18 protein-coding genes are annotated in these 22,793 nt (G+C 33.7%); all 18 read left to right on the top strand.

The window, feature by feature from the left end:
* Positions 1 to 4: 4 nt before the first annotated feature.
* The 18 genes from PBT91_RS10575 (at position 5) to PBT91_RS10490 (ending at position 22,705) form a co-directional block, all read left to right on the top strand.
* Positions 5 to 820, top strand: a complete 816-nt coding sequence (locus PBT91_RS10575) for a prohibitin family protein (RefSeq protein WP_270058434.1) — start codon at positions 5 to 7, stop codon at positions 818 to 820.
* A gap of 250 nt (positions 821 to 1,070) precedes the next feature.
* A complete protein-coding gene (hisG, locus tag PBT91_RS10570) occupies positions 1,071 to 1,934 on the top strand; it encodes an ATP phosphoribosyltransferase (protein WP_270058433.1) in 864 nt (287 codons plus the stop codon).
* A gap of 467 nt (positions 1,935 to 2,401) precedes the next feature.
* A complete protein-coding gene (gene hisD / locus PBT91_RS10565; protein WP_270058432.1) occupies positions 2,402 to 3,685 on the top strand; it encodes a histidinol dehydrogenase in 1,284 nt (427 codons plus the stop codon).
* Positions 3,686 to 3,948: 263 nt separating this feature from the next.
* Positions 3,949 to 4,062 carry a GIY-YIG nuclease family protein gene (locus PBT91_RS17610; protein WP_333474260.1) on the top strand — a complete coding sequence of 38 codons (114 nt, stop codon included), beginning with the start codon at positions 3,949 to 3,951 and terminating at the stop codon, positions 4,060 to 4,062.
* A 385-nt stretch (positions 4,063 to 4,447) separates the two neighbouring features.
* A complete protein-coding gene (gene hisC / locus PBT91_RS10555) occupies positions 4,448 to 5,497 on the top strand; it encodes a histidinol-phosphate transaminase (protein WP_270058431.1) in 1,050 nt (349 codons plus the stop codon).
* 5 nt (positions 5,498 to 5,502) lie between these two features.
* Entirely contained in the window at positions 5,503 to 6,642 is a 1,140-nt protein-coding gene (hisB, locus tag PBT91_RS10550; protein WP_270058430.1) for a bifunctional histidinol-phosphatase/imidazoleglycerol-phosphate dehydratase HisB, read from the top strand.
* Between the two features lie 93 nt (positions 6,643 to 6,735).
* Positions 6,736 to 7,329 carry an imidazole glycerol phosphate synthase subunit HisH gene (hisH, locus tag PBT91_RS10545; RefSeq protein WP_270058429.1) on the top strand — a complete coding sequence of 198 codons (594 nt, stop codon included), beginning with the start codon at positions 6,736 to 6,738 and terminating at the stop codon, positions 7,327 to 7,329.
* Positions 7,330 to 7,372: 43 nt separating this feature from the next.
* Complete coding sequence (locus PBT91_RS10540) at positions 7,373 to 7,720, top strand: four helix bundle protein (protein ID WP_270058428.1); 348 nt, start codon at positions 7,373 to 7,375, stop codon at positions 7,718 to 7,720.
* Positions 7,721 to 7,762: 42 nt separating this feature from the next.
* A complete protein-coding gene (gene hisA, locus PBT91_RS10535) occupies positions 7,763 to 8,494 on the top strand; it encodes a 1-(5-phosphoribosyl)-5-[(5-phosphoribosylamino)methylideneamino]imidazole-4-carboxamide isomerase (protein WP_270058427.1) in 732 nt (243 codons plus the stop codon).
* Positions 8,495 to 9,032: 538 nt separating this feature from the next.
* The gene (hisF, locus tag PBT91_RS10530; RefSeq protein WP_270058426.1) at positions 9,033 to 9,788 is read left to right on the top strand and encodes an imidazole glycerol phosphate synthase subunit HisF; all 756 of its coding nucleotides are present in this window, start codon (positions 9,033 to 9,035) and stop codon (positions 9,786 to 9,788) included.
* 10 nt (positions 9,789 to 9,798) lie between these two features.
* On the top strand, positions 9,799 to 10,416 hold the full coding sequence (gene hisIE, locus PBT91_RS10525; protein WP_270058425.1) for a bifunctional phosphoribosyl-AMP cyclohydrolase/phosphoribosyl-ATP diphosphatase HisIE: 618 nt from the start codon (positions 9,799 to 9,801) through the stop codon (positions 10,414 to 10,416).
* A complete protein-coding gene (locus PBT91_RS10520) occupies positions 10,417 to 11,052 on the top strand; it encodes a thiamine diphosphokinase (RefSeq protein WP_270058424.1) in 636 nt (211 codons plus the stop codon).
* Positions 11,053 to 11,295: 243 nt separating this feature from the next.
* Positions 11,296 to 11,838, top strand: a complete 543-nt coding sequence (locus PBT91_RS10515; RefSeq protein WP_270058423.1) for an RNA polymerase sigma factor — start codon at positions 11,296 to 11,298, stop codon at positions 11,836 to 11,838.
* Between the two features lie 73 nt (positions 11,839 to 11,911).
* Positions 11,912 to 12,964, top strand: coding sequence for a FecR family protein (locus PBT91_RS10510; protein WP_270058422.1), 1,053 nt, complete (start codon positions 11,912 to 11,914; stop codon positions 12,962 to 12,964).
* Positions 12,965 to 13,109: 145 nt separating this feature from the next.
* Positions 13,110 to 16,673 carry a SusC/RagA family TonB-linked outer membrane protein gene (locus PBT91_RS10505; RefSeq protein WP_270058421.1) on the top strand — a complete coding sequence of 1,188 codons (3,564 nt, stop codon included), beginning with the start codon at positions 13,110 to 13,112 and terminating at the stop codon, positions 16,671 to 16,673.
* Positions 16,674 to 16,682: 9 nt separating this feature from the next.
* Complete coding sequence (locus PBT91_RS10500) at positions 16,683 to 18,038, top strand: RagB/SusD family nutrient uptake outer membrane protein (protein ID WP_270058420.1); 1,356 nt, start codon at positions 16,683 to 16,685, stop codon at positions 18,036 to 18,038.
* A 16-nt stretch (positions 18,039 to 18,054) separates the two neighbouring features.
* Positions 18,055 to 20,103: a TlpA family protein disulfide reductase gene (locus tag PBT91_RS10495; RefSeq protein WP_270058419.1), complete on the top strand. Its 2,049-nt coding sequence runs from the start codon at positions 18,055 to 18,057 to the stop codon at positions 20,101 to 20,103.
* A 4-nt stretch (positions 20,104 to 20,107) separates the two neighbouring features.
* Positions 20,108 to 22,705: an alpha/beta hydrolase family protein gene (locus PBT91_RS10490; RefSeq protein WP_270058418.1), complete on the top strand. Its 2,598-nt coding sequence runs from the start codon at positions 20,108 to 20,110 to the stop codon at positions 22,703 to 22,705.
* Positions 22,706 to 22,793: the final 88 nt, after the last annotated feature.

Here is a 22,793-nt window from a genome sequence, read left to right as displayed (position 1 = left end):
ATCTATGAATAGATTACCCAAAATTGCAATACCAATTTTTATAGGATTGGTTATTTTAATCATATTTATTTCCAAATCTACAGTCACCATAGGTTCTGGGGAGGCCGGTGTTTTATATAAAACATTTGGCAATGGTGTAGTAACTGATGAGCCACCGATGAGTGAAGGATTTCATCTTGTTGCTCCATGGAATCGGGTTTTTATTTACGAAGTCCGCCAACAGTCTTTAGACGAAAAAATGACTGTTTTATCTTCAAATGGTTTGGAGATAAAATTAGATGCTTCGGTTTGGTTTCAACCAGCCTATGGCGATCTTGGAAAACTTCATAAAGAAAAAAGTGAAGCTTATATCGAAAGATTGCTAAAACCTGCGTTACGATCTGCAACGCGAGCAGTAGTTGGACGTTATAACCCAGAGCAATTATATTCTAGCAAACGTGAAGCAATTCAGGAAGAAATTTTAGAAGAAACTCAAATTTTATTGCGCGAACAATATGTTCAGGTTAATGAAGTTTTAGTAAGGGACGTTTCTTTACCGTCGACCATTAAAGATGCTATCGAGCGTAAACTAAGACAGGAGCAAGAATCTTTAGAATACGAATATCGTTTAACCAAAGCCGAGCAGGAAGCTGAGCGCCAACGTATCGATGCTGAGGGTAAAGCACGAGCAAACCGAATTTTAAGTGAATCGTTAACCGATAAAATTTTACAGGAAAAAGGAATACAGGCAACTTTAGAACTGGCAAAATCTGGTAATGCTAAAACTGTAATCATTGGCTCTGGTGAAAGCGGATTACCACTGATTTTAGGAAATAACTAAAAATTATCTTAGAAATTTTAAATTCTGATTTTGAATTTTAAAATTAATACTTAGATTTGCTTCCATAATGAGAACGATACAATTACATCACCATCATCATATTTACTACTGCGCTCAGGCGAGGTAAATTTGATATGTGGTAATGTTAAGCATATTTAGAAACCCGTTTGAGCTACTCAAACGGGTTTTTTATTTGTTCAAATTTGACAACTGAAATTAAACTAAGCACTAAAAATAAAATGCTTTTGTGATGAAAAAAGAAAAACTAAGAATTGCAATTCAAAAATCTGGCCGCCTAAACGAAGATTCTCTTAAGATTTTAAAAGACGCAGGGATTTCAATAGATAATGGAAAAGAGCAGTTAAAAGCTTCGGCTCGTAATTTTCCGGTAGATGTTCTATATCTAAGAAATGGGGACATCCCACAGTATTTAAGAGATGGCGTGGTAGATGTAGCTATTCTTGGTGAAAACGTGTTGGTAGAGAAAGGACAAGATATTATTCGAGGTGAAAAATTAGGATTCTCTAAATGCCGCGTTTCTTTGGCCGTTCCAAAATCTGTAAAGTATAACGGAATAGAGGATCTGGAAGGAAAGAAAATAGCCACCAGTTATCCAAATACGGTTAAAGAGTATTTAGCTGAAAAAGGAATTACTGCAGATCTTCATATTATTAATGGTTCTGTTGAAATTGCGCCGAATATTGGCTTGGCCGATGCGATTTGCGATATTGTTTCCAGCGGAAGTACGCTTTTTAAAAACAATCTGAAGGAGGCCGAAGTAATGTTGAAGAGTGAGGCGATTTTGGCCATTTCACCAAAGATTTCTAAAGAACGTCAGCAGATTTTAGATCAGTTACAATTTAGGTTGAAGTCGGTTTTAAACGCACGCACTTCAAAATATATATTACTTAATGCACCGAATGACAAGTTAGATGATATTATTAGACTTTTACCGGGAATGCGTTCTCCTACCGTTCTGCCATTAGCAGAAGAAGGATGGAGCTCCATCCACACCGTAATTAACGAAGAGCGTTTTTGGGAGGTAATAGACGAATTAAAACGACTGGGAGCAGAGGGATTACTTGTAGTGCCGATCGAAAAAATGGTTTTGTAAATTTAGATATTTGACCGCTTTGCTTTAGAAGTTAGAAGTTAGAATATAGAATAAAGAAACAAGAATCTGGATTTATTTTGAATGCTAAATACTAATTAGTTGATTATTGTTATTTGAAATTTGAAAATTGGCCTATCGAAAGTTGATAGTAAAATTCGAAATGAGGAAGTGTTGAAATTTTAGGCTGTTTGAGCGTAGCGAGTTCCTAAAATTTAGCTTCAGAATGAAGAATTTAAATCAAGTTTCGTAAGCCTAGACTTTTTTGTTTCTTTTTTCGGCAATGGAAAAAAGAAAGAGTCAGAAAATGAAATAAAATATTAGATTCTAAATTTGAAATAGAGAATTATTTATGATGAGATTTCTCGACTTCGTTTCACTATTTTCGAAATGACAGCGGAGAAATAGAATCATTAATTAAAAGCTGAAAACTAATTGCTTACAACCATCCAAACTGTAAACTTAAAGAAATGAATAAAATATATAATCCTTCAAAATCAGAATGGGATGCTGTTTTAAAACGGCCAACAAAAACAGTAGACGATATTGAAGATACGGTGAACCAAATTTTTGCTGAAGTAAAAGCTAAAGGAGATACTGCAGTAGCCAAATATACCGATATGTTTGATGGCATCAAGTTGGACAATACTCTGGCAACTTCAGAAGAAATTAAAGCAGCTGAAGCTGAAATTTCAGAAGAATTGAAATCTGCTATTCTTTTAGCAAAAAAGAATATCGAGAAATTCCATGTTGCACAGAAAACCGATAAAGTTGAAGTAGAGACCACTAGCGGTGTAAAATGCTGGCAAGAAAAAAGACCTATTCAAAAGATCGGATTATATATTCCGGGTGGAAGTGCCCCTTTATTTTCTACAATATTAATGTTGGCGGTACCGGCAGCTATTGCAGGCTGTAAAGAAATCGTGCTTTGTACGCCACCAAATAAAGAAGGAAAAGTTCATCCAGCAATTTTATACACGGCAAATTTATGCGGTGTAACAAAAATCAATAAGATTGGTGGGATTCAGGCGATTGCTGCATTGACTTTCGGAACTGAAACCGTGCCTAAAGTATACAAAATTTTTGGTCCCGGAAATCAATTTGTAACTGTCGCAAAGCAGTTAGCTACGCGCCATAATGTTTCGATCGATATGCCGGCAGGTCCATCAGAGTTGCTGGTTGTCGCAGATGATTCGGCAAATCCAGCATACGTAGCTTCCGATTTATTAAGTCAGGCAGAACACGGTGCTGATAGCCAGGTGATCTTAGTTTCGACTTCAAAAACATTTTTGGATGAAGTAGAATTAGCGGTTGAAAATCAACTTAACGAATTACCAAGAAAAGAAATAGCAAAAAAAGCGATCGATAATTCAAAGTTGATTTATGTTGAAAATGATGACATTGCCTTAGATTTAATTAACGAGTACGGCCCGGAGCATTTTATAATTTCAACTGAAAATAACGAATTTTATACTGAAGGAATCATTAACGCCGGTTCTGTTTTTATAGGGAATTACACTCCTGAAAGTGCTGGCGATTATGCTTCAGGAACCAATCATACGTTACCTACAAATGGCTACGCAAAGCAATATAGCGGCGTAAATCTGGATAGTTTTATGAAGAGTATGACGTTTCAGCAAATTTCTGAAGAAGGAATTAAAAGCATTGGTCCTGCGATCGAGTTAATGGCCGAAGCCGAAGGATTACAGGCGCATAAAAACGCAGTGACCTTACGATTGAAAGATTTGAGTTAATATGCTAATTAGATTTTAGATCGCTTCGCTTTTAGAATTTAGAAAATAGATAAGAGAAACAAGAGCTTGGAATCAGGATTTATTTTGAATGCTAAATGTTGAATTTTGATTGGAAAAATGAGATGAGATACCGGATCGAGTCCGAGATGAAGAAAAGTGGTCGTCATGCTGAACTTGATTCAGCATCTCACTCGGCTTGTAAGGTCAAATTAAAGAGATCATTGAGTGAAATTTAAACTAAAATGTAAAGTTCATTTGTTTACATAGTAACTAATAAATACCGCACGGTTTTTTATACTGGTATTACAAATGACTTAAGAAAGAGAATAGCAGAACATCACAATGGAAATGGAAGTAAATTTACTTCTAAATATTAAATTACGGATTTGATCTATTTTGAAGAATTTTTAGAAATTGAACAAGCAATAACAAGAGAAAAGCAACTTAAGAATTGGAAAAAGCAATGGAAGTTAGATTTGATTAAATCTTTAAATCCAAAATTTGAAACTTTAGAATATTAATTTTAAAAACTAGTAGTCATGCTGAACTTGTCTCAGCATTTCATTTAAGTGAGGAAAAATGGCGATGAGATCCCGGATCGAGTCCGGGATGACGAAGAGCACTTGTCATGTTGAAATTGATTCAGCATTTCATCTAGTTGAATTCAAAAATGATGCGATTACAGATCAAGTCCGAAATGATCAATACTTAAATAAAATATCTGAAAGTTAAAAACCAACAGCTGAAAGCAAAAAAATAAAAATGCCAACTACAGTTAACATACAAAACCTAGTTCGTGAGAACGTGAAGAAATTAAAACCCTATTCTTCCGCACGCGATGAATATAAAGCTACAGGAACCGAGATGGTTTTTTTGGATGCCAACGAAAATCCTTATCAAACCGATGTAAATCGTTACCCTGATCCACATCAGCGAAATGTAAAGAATGAATTGGCAAAAATTAAAGGAATCCAACCAGAGCAAATTCTGTTGGGAAATGGTAGTGATGAGGTGTTGGATTTATTGTTTAGGGCGTTTTGTGAACCGGCAAAAGACAATGTGATTACGCTCCCGCCAACCTACGGAATGTACAAAGTGCTTTCAGAAATTAACAATATCGAAAATAGGGAAGTGTTACTTTCGCAAGATTTTGAGCCTCAGGTTTCAGCGATATTAGATAAATCTGATGATAATTCTAAATTGCTTTTCCTTTGTTCGCCTAACAATCCAACGGGGAACACCTTTTCAGAAGAAAAAGTAGAAGAGTTGCTTCAAAAGTTTAACGGACTCGTAATTATTGACGAGGCTTATATTGATTTTTCAGGAAAAGAAAGCTGGTTAAACAGGCTTCAGCAGTATCCGAATTTAGTGATTACACAAACCCTTTCTAAAGCTTACGGGATGGCAGGAATTCGTTTAGGTATTTGCTGCACTTCCGAAGAAATTATCGAGATTTTAAAGAAAATTAAGCCACCATATAACGTAAACCAATTAACGCAACAACGCGCTTTAAACCGCATTCTGGATGTTGATGGTGTGCGCAGCGAAGTTACTGATATTCTGAAGGGTAGAGAAGAGTTATTTAAAGTGTTGCTGGAAGTTTCTTATGTCGAAAAAATATACCCTTCAGATGCGAATTTTATCCTAGTTAAAGTGGATAATGCTTCAGACAGATACGATCAATTGATTGAAAAAGGCATTGTAATTAGAAATAGAACCACACAACCGCTTTGCGAAAATACACTGCGTTTAACCGTAGGAACCACTGAAGAAAATCAAAAATTAATCGCTGCTTTAAAAAGCTTAAATTAACCGAAATGCAAAAAGTTTTATTTATAGATCGTGATGGAACCATTATTCTGGAACCCGAAGATTATCAGGTAGACAAACTGGAGAAATTAGAGTTCTATCCAGAGGCATTGTTCTATTTATCGAAAATTGCCAAAGAGTTAGATTACGAATTGGTAATGGTGACCAATCAAGATGGTTTGGGAACCGAGGTGTATCCGGAAGATCAATTCTGGCCAATACAGAATTTTGTGGTGAAGACTTTCGAGAATGAAGGTGTGAAATTTAGTGATATTCTGATTGATCGGACATTTGCAAAAGATAATCAACCTACCCGAAAGCCAAATACAGGTTTGTTAGAGCGTAAATATTTGAATGCTGATAGCTACGATATGGCAAACTCGATTATGATTGGTGATCGGATGACGGATATTGAATTTGCTTATAATTTCGGCGGAAAAGGAATTTTTATCGATACCCACGAAGATTTAGCGACCGATGAATTGAAAAATGATGTTGCAAAGCTGAAAGAAACCATTGCACTGAAAACTTCAAGCTGGAAGGATATTTATGAATTTTTGAAACTGAAAGATCGTACAGCAGAAATCGCCAGAAAAACGAATGAAACGGATATTCAGATCAAACTGAATCTTGACGGAACCGGGAAATCTGAAATTTCTACAGGAATTTCATTTTTTGATCATATGTTAGATCAAATCGCGCGCCACGGTCAAATGGATTTAGAGATAAAAGTAAATGGCGATTTAGAAGTTGATGAACACCACACGATCGAAGATACCGCAATCGCTTTGGGCGAAATCTATACAAAAGCTTTGGGCAACAAATTAGGAATCGAGCGATATGGCTTTTGTTTGCCAATGGACGATTGTTTAGCGCAAGTAGCGATCGATTTTGGTGGTCGAAATTGGTTAGTTTGGGAAGCCGATTTTAAACGTGAAATGGTAGGTAAAATGCCAACAGAAATGTTCTATCATTTCTTTAAATCCTTTACCGATGGGGCTAAAGCCAATCTAAATGTAAAAGCTGAAGGCACTAATGAGCATCATAAAATCGAAGCCATTTTTAAGGCCTTTGCTAAAGCGATTAAAATGGCGGTAAAAAGAGATACCGAAAAAATGATTTTACCATCAACAAAAGGAATGCTTTAATAATATTGGGAATTGGGTATAGAGTATAAAGTAGTTAGTATGTAAATTCTATTCTTTACTCAATACTAACTACTAATTATCAACTACTAAAAAATGAAAATAGCAATTATAGATTACGGCGCAGGGAATATTCAGAGTATCAAATTCGCCATAAAAAGGCTTGGATTTGAAGCTGTGCTTACAGATGATGCTGAAGAAATTAAATCGGCAGACAAGGTGATTTTTCCTGGAGTAGGAGAGGCGAGTAGTGCGATGAAGATGCTAAAGTCAACCGGACTCGATAAAGTAATTCCGCAGCTAAAACAACCGGTTTTAGGCATTTGCCTTGGGATGCAATTAATGTGCGAATATTGTGAAGAAGGAGATACTCCAGGATTATCGATTTTTGATGCTAAAGTTGTTAAATTTGATAATACGGTTAAAGTACCTCAAATTGGATGGAATCAGATTTATGATCTACAATCAGATCTGTTTGAAGGTGTGAAGGAAAAAGAATATGTGTATTTAGTACATAGTTTTTACGTAAAAGAATGTGAGGAAACAATTTGTTCTACACGGTACGGAGTCGAATATACTTCAGCAATAAAAAAGAATAATTTCTACGGAGTACAATTTCACCCGGAAAAAAGCAGTAAAGCCGGAGAAAAGATTTTGGAGAACTTTTTGAAGTTAGAATTACGAAGTTAGAAGTACGGAATAGGATTCTTGAATTAGGAAAACAAAAAATATCATGTATGATTTAAAAGAAAGAACTAAAAAGTTTGCTATTGATGTTTGGTCGTTGTGTTCCAATATACCTAAAAATAGAGAGTTCGATGCTTATGTGAGGCAGCTTATTAGATGTTCTAGTTCTGTTGGTGCAAATTATAGAGCTGCCAGAAGAGCTAAATCTAACGCAGATTTCATAAATAAATTAAAAATTGTGGAAGAGGAAGCTGATGAGTCGATGTACTTTTTAGAATTACTGCAAATAGTTTATCCTAAGGAAATGAGTAAAATAAAAGAGTTGCACACAGAAGCTAATGAATTAGTAGCTATAATTGTGTCTTCGATAAACAGGGCAAGAAAAAATAAATAAAATGTGTAAATCTAACTTCCAACTTCTAAATTCTAACTTTAAATGCGTTTAATACCAGCAATAGATATAATTGACGGAAAGTGTGTAAGACTTTCTAAAGGTGATTATAACACCAAAAAAGTATATAATGAAAATCCGCTCGAGGTTGCAAAATCTTTTGAAGCTCACGGTATCGAGTATCTTCATTTAGTAGATCTTGATGGTGCAAAATCGAAGCATATCGTAAACCATAAAATTTTAGAAACGATCGCTTTAAAGACCAATTTGAAAATTGATTTTGGTGGCGGATTAAAAACCGATAAAGATCTTGAAATCGCTTTTGAATGCGGAGCAAAACAAATTACCGGTGGTAGTATTGCCGTAAAAGATCCGGAGACTTTTAAAAGCTGGTTGAAAAAATTTGGTTCACAAAAGATCATTTTAGGTGCTGATGCCAATAACGAAAAAGTAGCCGTTAGCGGTTGGCAGGAAGAGTCAGATAAAGAATTGATTCCGTTTATTGCTGAATATCAAAAAGAGGGAGTAAAGTATGTGATTTGTACCGATATTTCTAAAGACGGAATGTTGCAAGGACCTGCTTTCGATCTTTACGATCGTATTTTATCCGAAAATCCTGAAATCAATCTAACTGCTTCTGGAGGAATATCGAAATTCGATGAATTATTAGAACTTTCTGATTTAGGTTGTGAAGGGACTATTATTGGTAAAGCGATTTATGAAGGAAGAATCAGCTTAAAGCAATTAGAAAACTATATTCTAAATGACGGACAATAGAGAATAATTTGATAATGCGATGATGTGCTAATTTGGTAATGAAAATAAGTGAACCAAGAATCAGGGTTTATTTTGAATGCTAAATGTTGAAAACGATTAAAGTGAATTTTCTATATACTTAAAAGCCGGCCTATCGAAAATTGTTCGTTAAATTCGAAGTGAAAGAAGCGTTGAAATTTTAGGCTGTTTGAGCGTAGCGAGTTCCTAAAATTTAGCTTCAGAACGAAGAATTTAGATCAAGTTTCGTAAGCCTAGCCTTTTTTGTTTCTTTTTTCGGCAATGGAAAAAAGAAAGAGGTATCGTTAAGTAATTAAAATTAATCAATTGAAATAGGTTATTTGGTAATTTGGAGAAGGCGTGATGTAAGTTAAGTAATTATTTAATGCTAAATCTTAAATTCAAAAAGCTACAAGTGAGATCCCGGATCAAGTCCGTGATGGCAGAAGCTAAAAAAATTTAATTTTAAAAACTAAAAGATGATAGCTGATAGCCAAAAAAACTGTAAACCCTTAAACGTATACTGTAAACTAAAACAAAGATGCTTACAAAAAGAATAATCCCCTGTTTAGATATAAAAGACGGAAGAACTGTTAAAGGTGTTAATTTCGTTGATCTAAGAGACGCTGGTGATCCGGTAGAATTGGCCGCCAAGTATGCTGAAACCGGCGCAGATGAGCTTGTATTTCTGGATATTTCAGCGACAGAAGAACGTCGTAAAACTTTAGCGAATCTTGTTTTGCGAGTGGCAGAAAAGGTAAATATTCCATTTACGGTGGGCGGCGGAATTTCTTCCGTAGAAGATGTCGATATTTTATTGAAGAATGGTGCAGATAAGGTTTCAGTAAACTCTTCCGCAGTAAAAAATCCTAATCTTATTAACGAGCTTTCTCAAAAATTTGGCGCGCAATGTATTACTGTAGCTATCGATGCAAAACAGGTAATGGGGCAGTGGATCGTTCATTTGGTTGGTGGTAAAGTTCCAACCGAACTCGATCTTTTTGAATGGGCCAAGGAAGTAGAACAGCGCGGTGCAGGGGAAATTTTGTTTACATCGATGAATAATGACGGTACTAAAGATGGTTTTGCTAATATTGCACTTAAGAAATTATCTGAAGATCTAAATATCCCGATCATTGCTTCGGGCGGTGCCGGTAATATTCAGCATTTTGTAGACACATTTAAAGAAGGAAAGGCCGATGCAGCTTTGGCAGCAAGTGTTTTTCATTTTAAAGAAATAGAAATTCCGGATCTTAAAAAAGAACTGGCAAATCAGGGAATTCCGGTAAGAATATAAAATTATAAAGATGAATATCGATTTTGATAAAAATAACGACGGATTAGTACCCGCAATCATTCAGGATGCAACCACCAAAAAGGTCTTGATGTTGGGGTACATGAATGAAGAAGCTTATCTAAAAACCAACGAAACAAAAAAAGTTACTTTTTATAGTCGTACTAAAAACCGTTTGTGGACCAAAGGTGAAGAAAGTGGAAACTTTTTGCACCTGGTTTCTATAAAAAATGATTGCGATAATGATACGCTTTTGGTAATGGTGAATCCGCAAGGTCCAACATGTCATAAAGGAACCGATACCTGTTGGGGCGAAAAAAATGAAGCTTCTTTTGGATTTTTATCCGATTTAGAAGGGGTTATTGCGCAACGTAAAAAAATGAGTGAAGTAGAGCCTGAATTGCGTAAAGACAAGGATTCGTATGTAGTATCACTTTTTGATAAAGGGATGAATAAAATCGCTCAAAAAGTAGGGGAAGAAGCTGTTGAGGTGGTAATTGAGGCTAAGGATAACGACGAAAATCTTTTCCTTAACGAAAGTGCAGATTTGCTGTTTCATTATTTAATTCTTTTAAAAGCCAAAGGCTACGAATTAAAAGATGTGGTGAAAGTTTTAGAAGAACGCCACTAGATGAAGTTAGATCGGCAAACTTATAAAACCCAAGCGGAAGTTGTTTTATTTATAAACGGACAGTTTCCAAAACAAATTCCTGTTTTAGACAGTTTCAAAAAGATTTATTGCACCGATGGAGCTTATCAAAAACTTACCGCATTAAAAATACAGCCTGATGTTGTTTCCGGTGATTTTGATTCTGTAGATCGCGAGGCAATTGCTTCATCGGTTACTGTTTTGGAAACGCCAGATCAAAATGCGACCGATTTCGAAAAGATTTTAAAAATTATTATCGAAGAAGGCTATAAAAGTGTTGCAGTTTATGGTTGCAGCGGTTTAGAACAGGATCATTTTTTAGGGAATCTTAATTCGATGCTGAAGCATAAAGATGAAATTGAAATTCGCTGTTTTGATGATTTTGGCTTTTATTTTTTTGCTGAAAAGAATATCGAAATTATCGATTTTCAGGATGAAATTATTTCACTATTTCCATTTCCTGAAGCCAAAAATATATATTCTGAAGGGGTGAAATATCCCTTACATGATGAAGATTTAAGCATAACTACCAGAATTGGAACCCGAAATACAATTACCGAGAGTACTGCCCGTATTCGTTTTAAAAGTGGAAATTTGTTAGTGTTTGTACAGTCTTAGAATCAATCTTCAATACAAACAATCAAGTTCAAAAAGTTTTATAATAATCACCGGGTGTGAAAAATGTAATCAATAAAATTAGTGTTTTTCTATATAACTAGAGCTGATATTTTTTTATGTGTAATTTCAGGTTTTAAAATTGATAATTTATTAATATTTGCTTTAAATTAATTTGTAAGCTTTACCGTATATCTAAAATTTTTAGATTTGCTTTTTATTAACATAATTTTATAAGAGTAGTTCATGGAGGGTGAACCGGATAAAAATCATATTTTATGGAAGCAAATTAAAAAGGGTAACTTAGAGGCTTTCCAAAAGTTATATGATGACTATTCCGGCACTTTAATTTCTTTCGCACTCCAATATACCACAGATAAGAGCCTTGTTGAAGATGCTTTACAAGATGTATTTGTAAATTTGTATAAGTACAGAAAGAAACTTGGAAGTATTTCAAATTTAAGAAATTACCTATTTACGGCGATACGGCGAGAAATCTACAAAAAGCTTCAGCAGAATAGCAGGGTTTATAATATAGAAGAAGGGCGACTTTTTGATGATGAACCATCATTAGAGGATAAGATTATTAGTGATGAAATCCTTTTAGAACAAAAAATAAGATTAGCCAAAACGCTCACAACACTTTCCGATAAACAACAAAGAGCATTGTTTCTGCGCTTCAATGAAAATCGTTCTTACGAGGAAATAGCTGCTATTTTAGATATTTCTATAGAATCTTCTAGAACTTTGATATATAGATGTTTAAAGGAAATTAGAAAAAAAATTTAAAAAAAAGTTATTTTTTTTGTCTATACTTTCACTTTGGGCTTCTCTATTAGTTTAGAAATGCAAAAAGATAGTTTTGAATATTAATTTCGATAAAATTTCGCAACAAAATCTGCAAAAATCAAAAGATAATATCTTTAAAAAGATTGATTTGTTGCGAAAAGAAGAAAGGCGATTACTTCGTAGAAAACGTATTTATTCTGGTGTAGCCGCTAGTGTTGTTTTTTTGATTGTTACCGGACTATTATATGACTTCAAAACTACAAGTGTATCAGCATTAGACGAGTTTGTAGAAACAAGTATTCCGGAATCTTTAAGTAATGATAAAGTAGAATTGATTTTATCATCTAATGAAAAAGTGGAATTGGAAGACAGCACAAAAATTACTTATAGTGCATCTGGAAATTCTGTACGCTTATCTTCAAGAGCTCAGGTTTCAGAAATTAATACTGAAAATAAAATTTCTTTTAATACTCTAACAGTTCCTTACGGTAAGAATACAGAGATACAACTGGCTGATGGTTCTAAAGTTTGGTTAAATGCGGGTTCTAAATTAATCTATCCTAATAAGTTTGATGGAGATCATAGGGAGGTTTATCTTGAAGGTGAAGCCATATTTGACGTTTCCCACAGCGATAAAAAACCTTTTTTAGTAAAAACCAAAGCTTGTGTCGTAGAAGTATTAGGAACGTTGTTTGACGTTAAAAGCTATAAGGAAGATGATGTTGTTGAAACTACTTTGGCTAGAGGGAAAGTAAGAGTTAGTTATTTAGAGGAAGGTATTTTTGGGAATAAAAAAATTCAGGAAGATTTAAGCCCAGGTAACAAAGCGATTTTTTATAAAGGTAAAACAGGCTTTGATCTAGAGACTGCAGATGTTTCAGCAACCATGTCTTGGCGAGATGGATATATTGTATTTAAGAGCGAACCATTAGATGAAATTCTTGATAAATTATCTCGCTATTATAATGTGAAATTTTATACGAGCGGAATTATTAACGAAGATGCAAGATATTCTGGTTCATTTTATTTAAATGATGATATCTTGAATGTAACTAAAATTCTAACAAGTATAACAGATCATTACTGTTATTTGGATGCTGAAAATCAAACAATAATTATTGAATAAACTATTAACTTTTAAAATTTCTAGCGTATGCAGTGAATTTAACTATTCTTTTCTTTAAAATAAAAAAACCAAAAGATGCGCCAACATCCTTTGGTTGTATAAATCTGTAATTGAGCTCCAATTACGCTTAAATCAAAACAAAATTATGAATAAAAAACATGATAGTAGCGCTTTATTGCCAAAAAAGTGCACTAAGGGATTGTGTTTAAAATTCCTGAAATTATCTCTTTTTATATGCTTAGCAGTAACTTCTACTTTTAATATGTATGCTAAGCAATTTCAAGGCCCTATAGCAATTAACGTTAAAAATGTAAGCTTAGCTAATTTTATAAGCGAATTGGAAGCTAAGAGCGATTATGTTTTTTTGTATGATGATAAAGTTAATAGCTCAGCTGCACCAATTACCATAAATATTAGTGCGCCATTAGAAAGTATTCTTAAGCAGGCATTTAAATCATCTAATATTACGTATAATATCATCGATAATCAGGTGGTTATTAAGTACAAGGAAGCGCCACAGCAAAAAATGTATACTGTTAAGGGAACTGTTACAGATGAATATGGCATTCCTTTGCTTGGTGTTAATATTTTAATTGACGGTACAAATAACTGGGGATTAAGTAAGGAAAATGGAGAATTTTCATTGGAAATCTTTCCTGATGACATCCTAATATTTAGATATCTGGGATTTGAATCGCAGAAAATAGCTGTAGATGGTAAAAAAAGATTAGATGTCGTATTGAAGCAGGATATTACACAATTGGGGCAGGTCGAGTTAGTGGCTTCAAATGGATATACAAAAATTCCTAAAGAACAAACTACTGGTGCTTTAAACGTGATGACTAATGAAGAAATAGAGGAAATACCTACTGTAGATCTTAATCAGCGCTTAGAAGGAAAAATCCCAGGCCTTAAAGTAGACCCTAGAACAGGCGCTTTGAGTATACGAGGTTTAACCAGTTATAACGGTAATAATTCACCATTGATAGTGATTGACGGTTTTCCAATGCCTTTAGAAGATTTTAAACTTAGTAAAAGAGGAGTTTCAGGTAGTTCCATTTTAAGTTACTTAAATCCAGAGGATATAGAAACAATTACAGTATTAAAAGATGCATCTGCCGCTGCAATCTGGGGATCCAGAGCTGCAAACGGTGTAATCGTAATCACTACCAAACAAGGAAAATCTTCAGACCCAACGGTAAGTATAAGTTCTACAATTACCTACGGGGAGAAGATAGATTTGGATAAATTACGGGTAATGAATGCTGCACAGTATGTAGATTTTGAAACTGATTTAATCGAAAAGGGCTATTTGTTAGACAATAGTACTAATTGGCAATCTGAAAACCCAAGTGCTGCACAAAACGCGATCTTCCAATTCCAACGAGGAGAGATTACCGCAAGCCAGCGTGACAATATTTTACAAAACCTTTCCGGTAGAAATAATCTTAGCCAAATTAATGAATATTTGTTACAAAACTCGTTTACACAGCAGTATGATATTTCAGTCTCAGGCGGTAATAAACGTAATACTTATTTTATTTCAGCAGGATATAATGAAGATGATGCAACGATGAAGTCTAATGAATCTAATTCTTATAATGTTACGGTAAATAACACGTTTCAATTAAAAGATTTCCTTCGTTTGGAAACAGGGCTTAATTATGTTTCTTCAAAATATCAAGAAAACACTACAGCGAATGCTGCACTATCTAATGTAGATAAAAGTGCGCTTAGACCTTACGACTATATTGTTGATGAGAATGGAAAAAGTCTAGATAAGTATTTTTTGTTTTCCAACCAGGTAGCGAAAGATTTCGAGAATCAGGGATATTTACCATTTTCTTATAATTATTTAGATCAATTGAATTTTTCGAATGTTAGAAGTGATGGACAAAATATTAGAATTAATGCAAAGTTAACCGCAACTATTACTGACTGGTTAGATGTTGAAGGTTCTGGAATGTATACTTCTATTATTAATGAATCTGGTACTTTAAATGAATTAGATAGTTATTACACCCGTATTCTTTTAAACGAAGCTACTTCAATAGATCCTAACAATGGTAAATTGGTTTACGGGATTCCTTATGGAGCATATCTAAATACAGCAAGAGAAAAAAATGAATCTCAAAGTTTGAGATTTCAGGCAAACGTGAATAAGAAACTGTGGGAGGATCATATGATCGACTGGTTGGCAGGAGCTGAAATTAGGGAAGAGCGTAGGGAAGGAAGCGCTAGGGACTGGTACGGTTATGATGTAAATGTTAACACATCAAAAGATGTAAATGAGACTGAATATTATACTACTATTTATGGATGGCAAACACTTTTAGGAAGTTCTAATAATAGCATTCTAAAATATAGAGATAGGTATTTATCTTACTATAGTTTACTGTCTTATAATTATAAAGATCGTTTTCATCTTTCAGGAAGTATTCGTTTAGACGATTACAATTTATTAGGAGCCTCCCGTTCTAATAGAGCTTTACCGCTATGGTCTGTAGGAGGGAAATGGAATTTCAATAATGAAAATTTCATGAAAAATATTAATTGGTTGGATAATGGTGCTTTTAGACTAAGTTATGGAAAATCTGGATCGGCACCTGCAGGAGGTTTTGGTTTTAGTAATACAATAATTTCTGTAGGAACTAATGATTTTGATACAGAGCTTCCATTAACATCTATAAGTTTACCCGCAAATTCAAAATTAAAATGGCAAACAACCAATACTCTAAATTTAGGATTAGATTTTTCTATTCTTAAAGGAAAATTGTCTGGTAGTCTTGATGTATATACTAAAAAAACCAAGGATATTTTAAGCAACTTTCCTTTTAATCCTACCTATGGCTTTTCTTACCTACAATATAACACGGGAACTATGGAAGGTAATGGAATCGATATTGGGTTGAATGCAATTTTAGTTGATACTGATAATTTTAAATGGAACAGTAATCTGAATTTTGCTTACGCGGATAATGAAATTACCGATTCTAGATTCGAAATTACTAGTGCTTCGCAATTAATAAATCAATCGCAGATTTTAAATAAGCCATTGGGTAGTGTTTATGCCTACAGATGGGCAGGTTTAGATGCTACCGGGCAAAGTTTGATTTACGATAATGATGGAAACACCATAGATTCTTCAGAAGGTATTTTGAGTGTAGAGAAGGAAGATTTAAAATATATGGGCACTGTAAACGCACCTTACTTTGGTGGTTTTATGAATAATTTTAGTTATAAAGGAATTTCTTTAGGCGTCCAGATTACATATTATTTCGGTCATGTATTTCGCAATCAGGTGTTGCAAAATTATCCTTCTTTTAGCGGAGTTCATTATGGAGCTATAGGAAAGGATGAACTTATTGTGGATAGATGGAGAGCACCGGGCGACGAGGCGAATACTAATGTTCCCGGCTTAGACAATTTAAACTTCAATAGTATAAATCGATATAAACTAGCCGACATTAATGTGCTTTCGGCAGATAATATACGTTTACAACAGCTTTCTTTGGGATATAATATTCCTGCTAAATGGTTAAAAGATAAGTTTATAAACGCTGTTAACCTGAACCTGGCTGCTAGAAATATTGGGCTTATCTGGACAAAGAATGATCTGGATATCGATCCTATGTATCTTTCTACCAATAACTATAATACACTGCCACCACAGCGTTCATATACCTTTCAAATAAGTTGTAGTTTCTAAAAATATCTTATGAAAATTTCAAAAAAAATAGTTTTTATCATAGTTTCTATGATGTCCTTTATTGGATGTCGAGATTATGTAGAAGTCGAACCAGTAGGAAATAGTCGGGTATTAAAATACACCTCAGATTATAGAGGATTAGTCAATAATTATAATATGACTTCAGCTGCTGGAGGCATGTATGCTATATCTTCAGAAGATACAGAGTTTACAGAAGTTTTTGGAAATACTGTATCTGATATTTGGAAAAATGCTTACACCTGGCAAAACGAAATATTTAATAATGACCAAAGCGATACCGACTGGAACGCATTATATCTTGGTATCTATTATTCGAATGTAGTAATTGAAGGAGTATTGGAAAGTGAAAATGGGACTGCACAAGAAAAAGAAGCAATATTAGCGCAAGCTTATGTGAACAGAGCATTTTCTTATTTACAGTTAGTTAATATTTATGCAGAGCATTATGATCCGCAAGGAAATAATGATTCAAAAGCCGTTCCTTTATTATTAACGCCAGATCTTTATAGCTCTTTAGAAAGAAATACAGTAGCAGAAGTTTATGAGCAAATAATTTTTGACCTGGAAGATGCTCTGGATAATAATATTGTTGAAGAGCCGGAGTTTAATGTACTGCCGTCTAAAGCGGCAGTGTATGGACTGCTAGCCAGGACTTATTTATACATGGGTGCCTACGAATTAAGCTTAAAAAATGCTTTAAACGCTTTAGCACTACAAAATACCTTACTAAACTTCAACGCAATCCCTAGTGGTTTTGACTATCCTATATTATTTGAAAATCCGGAGGTTATCCTTTCTAAGAAATTGCTTAATACCTATCAGGGAGCGCCATTGGCAGCAGAATTATTAGAAAGTTATGATGAAGAAGATTTGCGTTACTCCATTTATACGGTAGATGGATCAAGCTTTTTTCCGCAGTTTGAGGGAAGGGGATATGCTATAAACTTTTATAGTTATACAAATGGAATTAACGTTGGCCCATCAGTGCCTGAAATGTATTTAATAGCCGCAGAAACTTCTGCTCGATTAGGGGAAGTTGAAAACGCTATTAATTATCTTAATACACTACGGGAAAAACGTTACGTTACCGATTCAGAATACCAATTAACGGCAACAGATGCTAATGAAGCATTGCGGTGGACTTTTGAAGAACGTAAAAAAGAGCTTATTGGTAGAGGCTTAAGATGGTTTGATCAAAAGCGCTTAAACCTGGATCCCAACTTTAGAAAAACGTACACGAGAACATTTCAAGGTTCAACATACACTTTAGAGCCAAATAGTGAAGGATATGTTTTTCCTGTCTTTCAAAATTATATTGATCTAAACCCAGAATTAGGTGAATAACCTATAAAATCTATTTATGAAATTAACAAAAACTCTAAGAGTACTACCAACTATTTTGGTAGTACTCTTATGCAGTATATCTACTATTAATTGTAAAGGTCAAAGTAACTCTGATGACCAGCAAGAGGGGCATACCGTAACTTTATCAGCTTCGAATGCAAGTAAAAAAGATACTATTTTAAACGGAATTACTTTACCTGTAATAGCAGGGCACACCTTGCATTTTACTTACACTCCTAAGGAAGATTTGCAAGACATTCAAAATATCCAGGGGCTTGCCTATACTTTTGAAAATTTTGAATGGAATATCAAGGATATTGATATGAAAAAAGTGGATGGAGATTGGGAATGCAGCTTCAAAGTTCCTGACAACTGTGGTTTTTTTGCCTTTAAATTTTATGCTAGTACCGACGATGGTTTAATAACCGATACTAATAATGATGCTGGGTATATGTATACCCCAATAAGCTCAAAGAATGAAAAAATACCGGGAAGTAGTTTAGCCTGGGGTTTATTTAGAAATAAAAACTTCAATAGTAATTTTGGTAATTATTTTGAGGATTTTTCAGCTTCAGATGAAGCTTCCGAATTTTGGCTTAAAAAGGAAGTACAAGACAATCCTGATCAATTACCAAAATTTATTGACACTTACATACATATTTTAAAAGTTAGAAAACCGGAAAAGTTCGAAGAAATTGCAAGTTCTATATTACAGAATTTTTCAAGGAATTTTAAAGATATTTCTGAAAAGCAATTAGTCACTTTAAAGAATATCTATCAATTCGAGTTGAAAAACACAAAGGTTTCAGACTCTATAAATAAAGTTTTGGAGCAACGTTATCCTAAAGGAATCGAAATGCGGTCTCAAGCATTTATGAATGCTAATCAACAGGGTAATGATGGGAATAGATATCACAAATTAGAACAATTTTTAAAAAACTATCCAAGCAACGAATCTGTACCTCAAAATCAGCAATTCTTTTATAATAAAACATATTCCTCTCTTTTTGAGCATTATTTTCTAGAAGAGAAATATGACAAAGCATTGAATCTAATCCCAGAAATGAATTTTGTTAGCATCAATGACAGTTATCACTTTACTATTTCTAAAGCATATCATTTTAAAAGTGTATCTACAGAAAATCTTCTAAAGTTATCCACACCAATGATAGCCCAGTTAAAGGAAAAAATAGAGGATCTATCGTATATGTCTGGTTTATATTGGTCGCCTAACCAAGCTACCGAGAATGCTAAAAATCAATTAGACCGAAAATTAAAGGTGCATATTAGAATACTAAATGAATTAGGAGCATATGAGAATGCATTAAATGCCTTTAGCCATTTATCTAAAAACGAATTGTATAAGAATTCAGATTTAAATGAACTTCATATTCATATTCTGCAAGAGCTTAATAAGGACATAAAACCTGTTTTAATTGCGGCTGCAAAAGCTAATGCATTAACGCCAAATCTTACCTATTTGTTAGAAGAGGAATATCGTAAGGAACCTCAGGCAAACTCAAATTTCGATACTTATTTATCTAATTTAAAATCGTCAAATCAAAGTACTGTAACTTCAGTAGAATTAATTTCATTAGAATCTCCGGTTTTAGTTTTTGAAGATTCTTCAGGAGAATCCAAAATTATCGAGGGTGAAAAAGATGAGATTATCATTTTAGATTTTTGGGCTAATTGGTGCGCACCTTGTAAAAAGGCCTTTCCTACCATGTATAGTTTAGATAAAAGTTATAGTGAAGATAAAAGTGTAGCGTTTTATTTTGTGAATACATCAGAGTATACTTCAGGTTATAGAAATAAATCCATCGAATATTTTAATACGAATGGTTATTCAGATTTAAATTTGGTATTCGATCTACAGGGGGAGAGCGGCTCCAATAATAAAACATTTTCGAGATTTGCAGAACTCTTTAATTCTAGCGGAATTCCAAGAAAAGTAATAATTAAAAACGGAGAAATTCGATATACTTCAGAAGGGTATAGCGGAAATCCTGGAGAGCTAAGGGACGAAATTAACAATGTGATTTACCTTTTAAAAAACGAATAGATTCATGCAAAAAACAATTCTAATATTAACTGTAGTATTACTTAGCTTACAGTCTCTTTTTTCTCAGAAACAGGAAGTGGATAGTACAGCTTACAAACAGTGGAAGCGAATTGAAGATGAAAAGATTTCTAATAATGGCAATTGGATAGCTTATCGAAAGGTTTTTCAAGATCCTTCTCAATCCAATAGTGCAGATGTGTATGTTGTTGATGTGAATTCTGGGAAAGAAAGAAAATTAGAACGTATTTACGAATTTGAATTTGTAGGTACAGGAGATTGGTCTTTTTATACCACAGATGCAGATATATTTCTTTATAATTTAAAAACAGAAGAAAAACGTACTTGGAAAGTTGCCGCTTATACTCAAAATTTAGAAGGTACAGACTATCTTTTTTATACAGAGTACGAGACTTCAACTTCAGGGGAAAATAGCCAAAAATTAGTTTTTTATGATTTAAAAACTAATAAAAGTACGGAGATAGAACAGGTTAAAAATTTTAAATTATTAGATAACAACGATATTATTTATGCTCAGCAAGAGGGATCAAAAATATATCTTAGATATTCTAAAATAAAAGGAGAAAGTAGGGTAATTTACGAACAGGATGCAGACAAGTTTGGCAATTTTATGTTGGTAAATAATACAGAAGGTACTTTTACTATAAAATTAGATAATGGTGATGAAATACTGTATCATTTCAATCTAAAGGAAAATACTAAACACGCCATTTTAAACTTCAGTGATATTTTAATTAATAATGCCGATTATGAAGTTTCCAATACTCCGTATTCTATAGACAGTAGCGATAAATATATGGAGTTGCAGTTGCAACCAAATTTTAATAAATATGGAAATGCACCTAAAAAGAACGAAGCCGTAGATATCTGGAAATGGGATGAAGGAACAATGGCCAGAAGACAATGGAAGCTAAGAGGCGATAAAGAAATTCCAAACGATCCTGTTTATTTCTATGATATAGAAAATAAAAAAACAACCAAACTACTTGATGGCGATGAGTATAGTATGATACTAAAATCACCACATGTAGGAGGGGACATTATTTTATATACCGATAATCGTTTATATACAAAAGATGTAGACTGGACCTTTGGCCAGAATAACGATATTTATGGAATATCAATAAAAACAAAAGAAAAATTTAAGTTAGCGGAAAGCACTACATCAATACCTTCTTGGAATGATCAAGGTACTTTAGCAGTGATTTTTGATAATAACACAGGAAATTGGAAATACTTAGATGCCCGATCAGCTCAACCAGAATTTAAAACAATTTCTGAAGCGATACCTTATTCTTTAACAGATCAGGAAACTGATATGGGAAATACAAAAACTCCCTATGGTATTGCTGGATGGTTAAATGATGGAACAACGCCCGTTTTTTATGGTAAATACGATCTTTGGGCAGTAAATTTGGAGGGCGAAGAAAAAGGTTCAGTATATTCATTAACTAATGGCTACGGAAGAAAACATAAGGTAAGCTTTAGATTACAAGGAGCCGATTTTAAACAAAATCTGGATGTTGATAGTTTATTATTTATAGGATTTAATAATGATACTAAATCTACCGGAGTTTACCGTTTAAAGAATAACGAAATGATAGCATTAGCAGCTAATGAAGACTACAATATAGAAGTAGTCAAGACTGCGGCTAACGGAGATTATCTTTTCACTAAAGAAAGCTATACTACATTTCCTAATTTATGGCATGCAGATCATAAATTTCAAAATGAGAAGAAACTTACCGATATTAATTCTCAAATAGAAAATTATAAATGGGGAAATGCTAAACTAATATCCTGGCAGAATTTTGATCAAAACGCAAATGAAGGTCTTCTTTATTTACCAGATAATTATGATGCCTCTAAAACCTATCCTGTAATTGTTCATTTCTACGAAAAACATAGCGGCGACCTTCACCATTATGTGATGCCAGAGTGGAGTACATGCAATATAAATATACCCACTTATTTAAGTAAAGATTATATCGTGTTTCAGCCAGACGTTCATTTTACTTATGGCGAACCAGGAGAAAGCGCTTATAATTCGATTATAAGCGGAGTAGAACATTTAATAGAAAAAGGAATTACAGAGAAAGGTAAAATAGGAATTCAAGGTCATAGTTTTGCCGGTTTCGAAACATCTTATTTAGTCACACATTCAGACATTTTTACCTGTGCTATTGTAGGATCTGGAGTTTCTAATTTTACAAATAACTATTTAAGCTATAGATCTAACGGCCTTTCAACAATGTTTAAATACGAAGTTGATCAATACAGAATGAAAGGTTCTTTATTTGAATATACTCAAGATTATATTAAAAACTCACCTATTTTTAATGTAAAGAATATATCAACTCCCATTTTAATTTTTCATAATGAAGATGATCTTTCTGTTCCTTTTGAGCAAGGGATGCAACTATTTTTTGCATTAAGGAGAAACAACAAGCCATCCTGGTTAATTAACTACACCGGAGAAAATCATACGCTAAGTAAAGAAGCTAATCAAAAAGACTGGACTTTTCGCATGCAGGCATATTTTGATAAATACTTAAAAAATAAAGATTCCAATTTTTTGAATTAGCCTATTCAGGATTTTAAAAAAGAACACCCTACTAAAAAATAAATTATTAGTAGGGTGTTTGATTACTAAATACCTACCTTCATTTCAG

The sequence above is a fragment of the Zunongwangia sp. HGR-M22 genome (assembly GCF_027594425.1).
In the GTDB taxonomy this organism is placed as follows: domain Bacteria; phylum Bacteroidota; class Bacteroidia; order Flavobacteriales; family Flavobacteriaceae; genus Zunongwangia.
Note: the sequence above shows the minus strand (reverse complement) of the source record. Positions and strands in the feature narration are given on the sequence as shown.

Coding starts and splice junctions, on each gene's coding strand:
- PBT91_RS10490 (WP_270058418.1), top strand. CDS start 20,108: ATGCAAAAAACAATTCTAATATTAACTGTAGTATTACTTAGCTTACAG.
- hisH (WP_270058429.1), top strand. CDS start 6,736: ATGAAAATAGCAATTATAGATTACGGCGCAGGGAATATTCAGAGTATC.
- hisD (WP_270058432.1), top strand. CDS start 2,402: ATGAATAAAATATATAATCCTTCAAAATCAGAATGGGATGCTGTTTTA.
- PBT91_RS10575 (WP_270058434.1), top strand. CDS start 5: ATGAATAGATTACCCAAAATTGCAATACCAATTTTTATAGGATTGGTT.
- PBT91_RS10515 (WP_270058423.1), top strand. CDS start 11,296: ATGGAGGGTGAACCGGATAAAAATCATATTTTATGGAAGCAAATTAAA.
- hisG (WP_270058433.1), top strand. CDS start 1,071: ATGAAAAAAGAAAAACTAAGAATTGCAATTCAAAAATCTGGCCGCCTA.
- PBT91_RS10495 (WP_270058419.1), top strand. CDS start 18,055: ATGAAATTAACAAAAACTCTAAGAGTACTACCAACTATTTTGGTAGTA.
- hisIE (WP_270058425.1), top strand. CDS start 9,799: ATGAATATCGATTTTGATAAAAATAACGACGGATTAGTACCCGCAATC.
- hisA (WP_270058427.1), top strand. CDS start 7,763: ATGCGTTTAATACCAGCAATAGATATAATTGACGGAAAGTGTGTAAGA.
- PBT91_RS10500 (WP_270058420.1), top strand. CDS start 16,683: ATGAAAATTTCAAAAAAAATAGTTTTTATCATAGTTTCTATGATGTCC.
- PBT91_RS10505 (WP_270058421.1), top strand. CDS start 13,110: ATGAATAAAAAACATGATAGTAGCGCTTTATTGCCAAAAAAGTGCACT.
- hisF (WP_270058426.1), top strand. CDS start 9,033: ATGCTTACAAAAAGAATAATCCCCTGTTTAGATATAAAAGACGGAAGA.
- hisC (WP_270058431.1), top strand. CDS start 4,448: ATGCCAACTACAGTTAACATACAAAACCTAGTTCGTGAGAACGTGAAG.
- PBT91_RS10520 (WP_270058424.1), top strand. CDS start 10,417: ATGAAGTTAGATCGGCAAACTTATAAAACCCAAGCGGAAGTTGTTTTA.
- hisB (WP_270058430.1), top strand. CDS start 5,503: ATGCAAAAAGTTTTATTTATAGATCGTGATGGAACCATTATTCTGGAA.
- PBT91_RS10540 (WP_270058428.1), top strand. CDS start 7,373: ATGTATGATTTAAAAGAAAGAACTAAAAAGTTTGCTATTGATGTTTGG.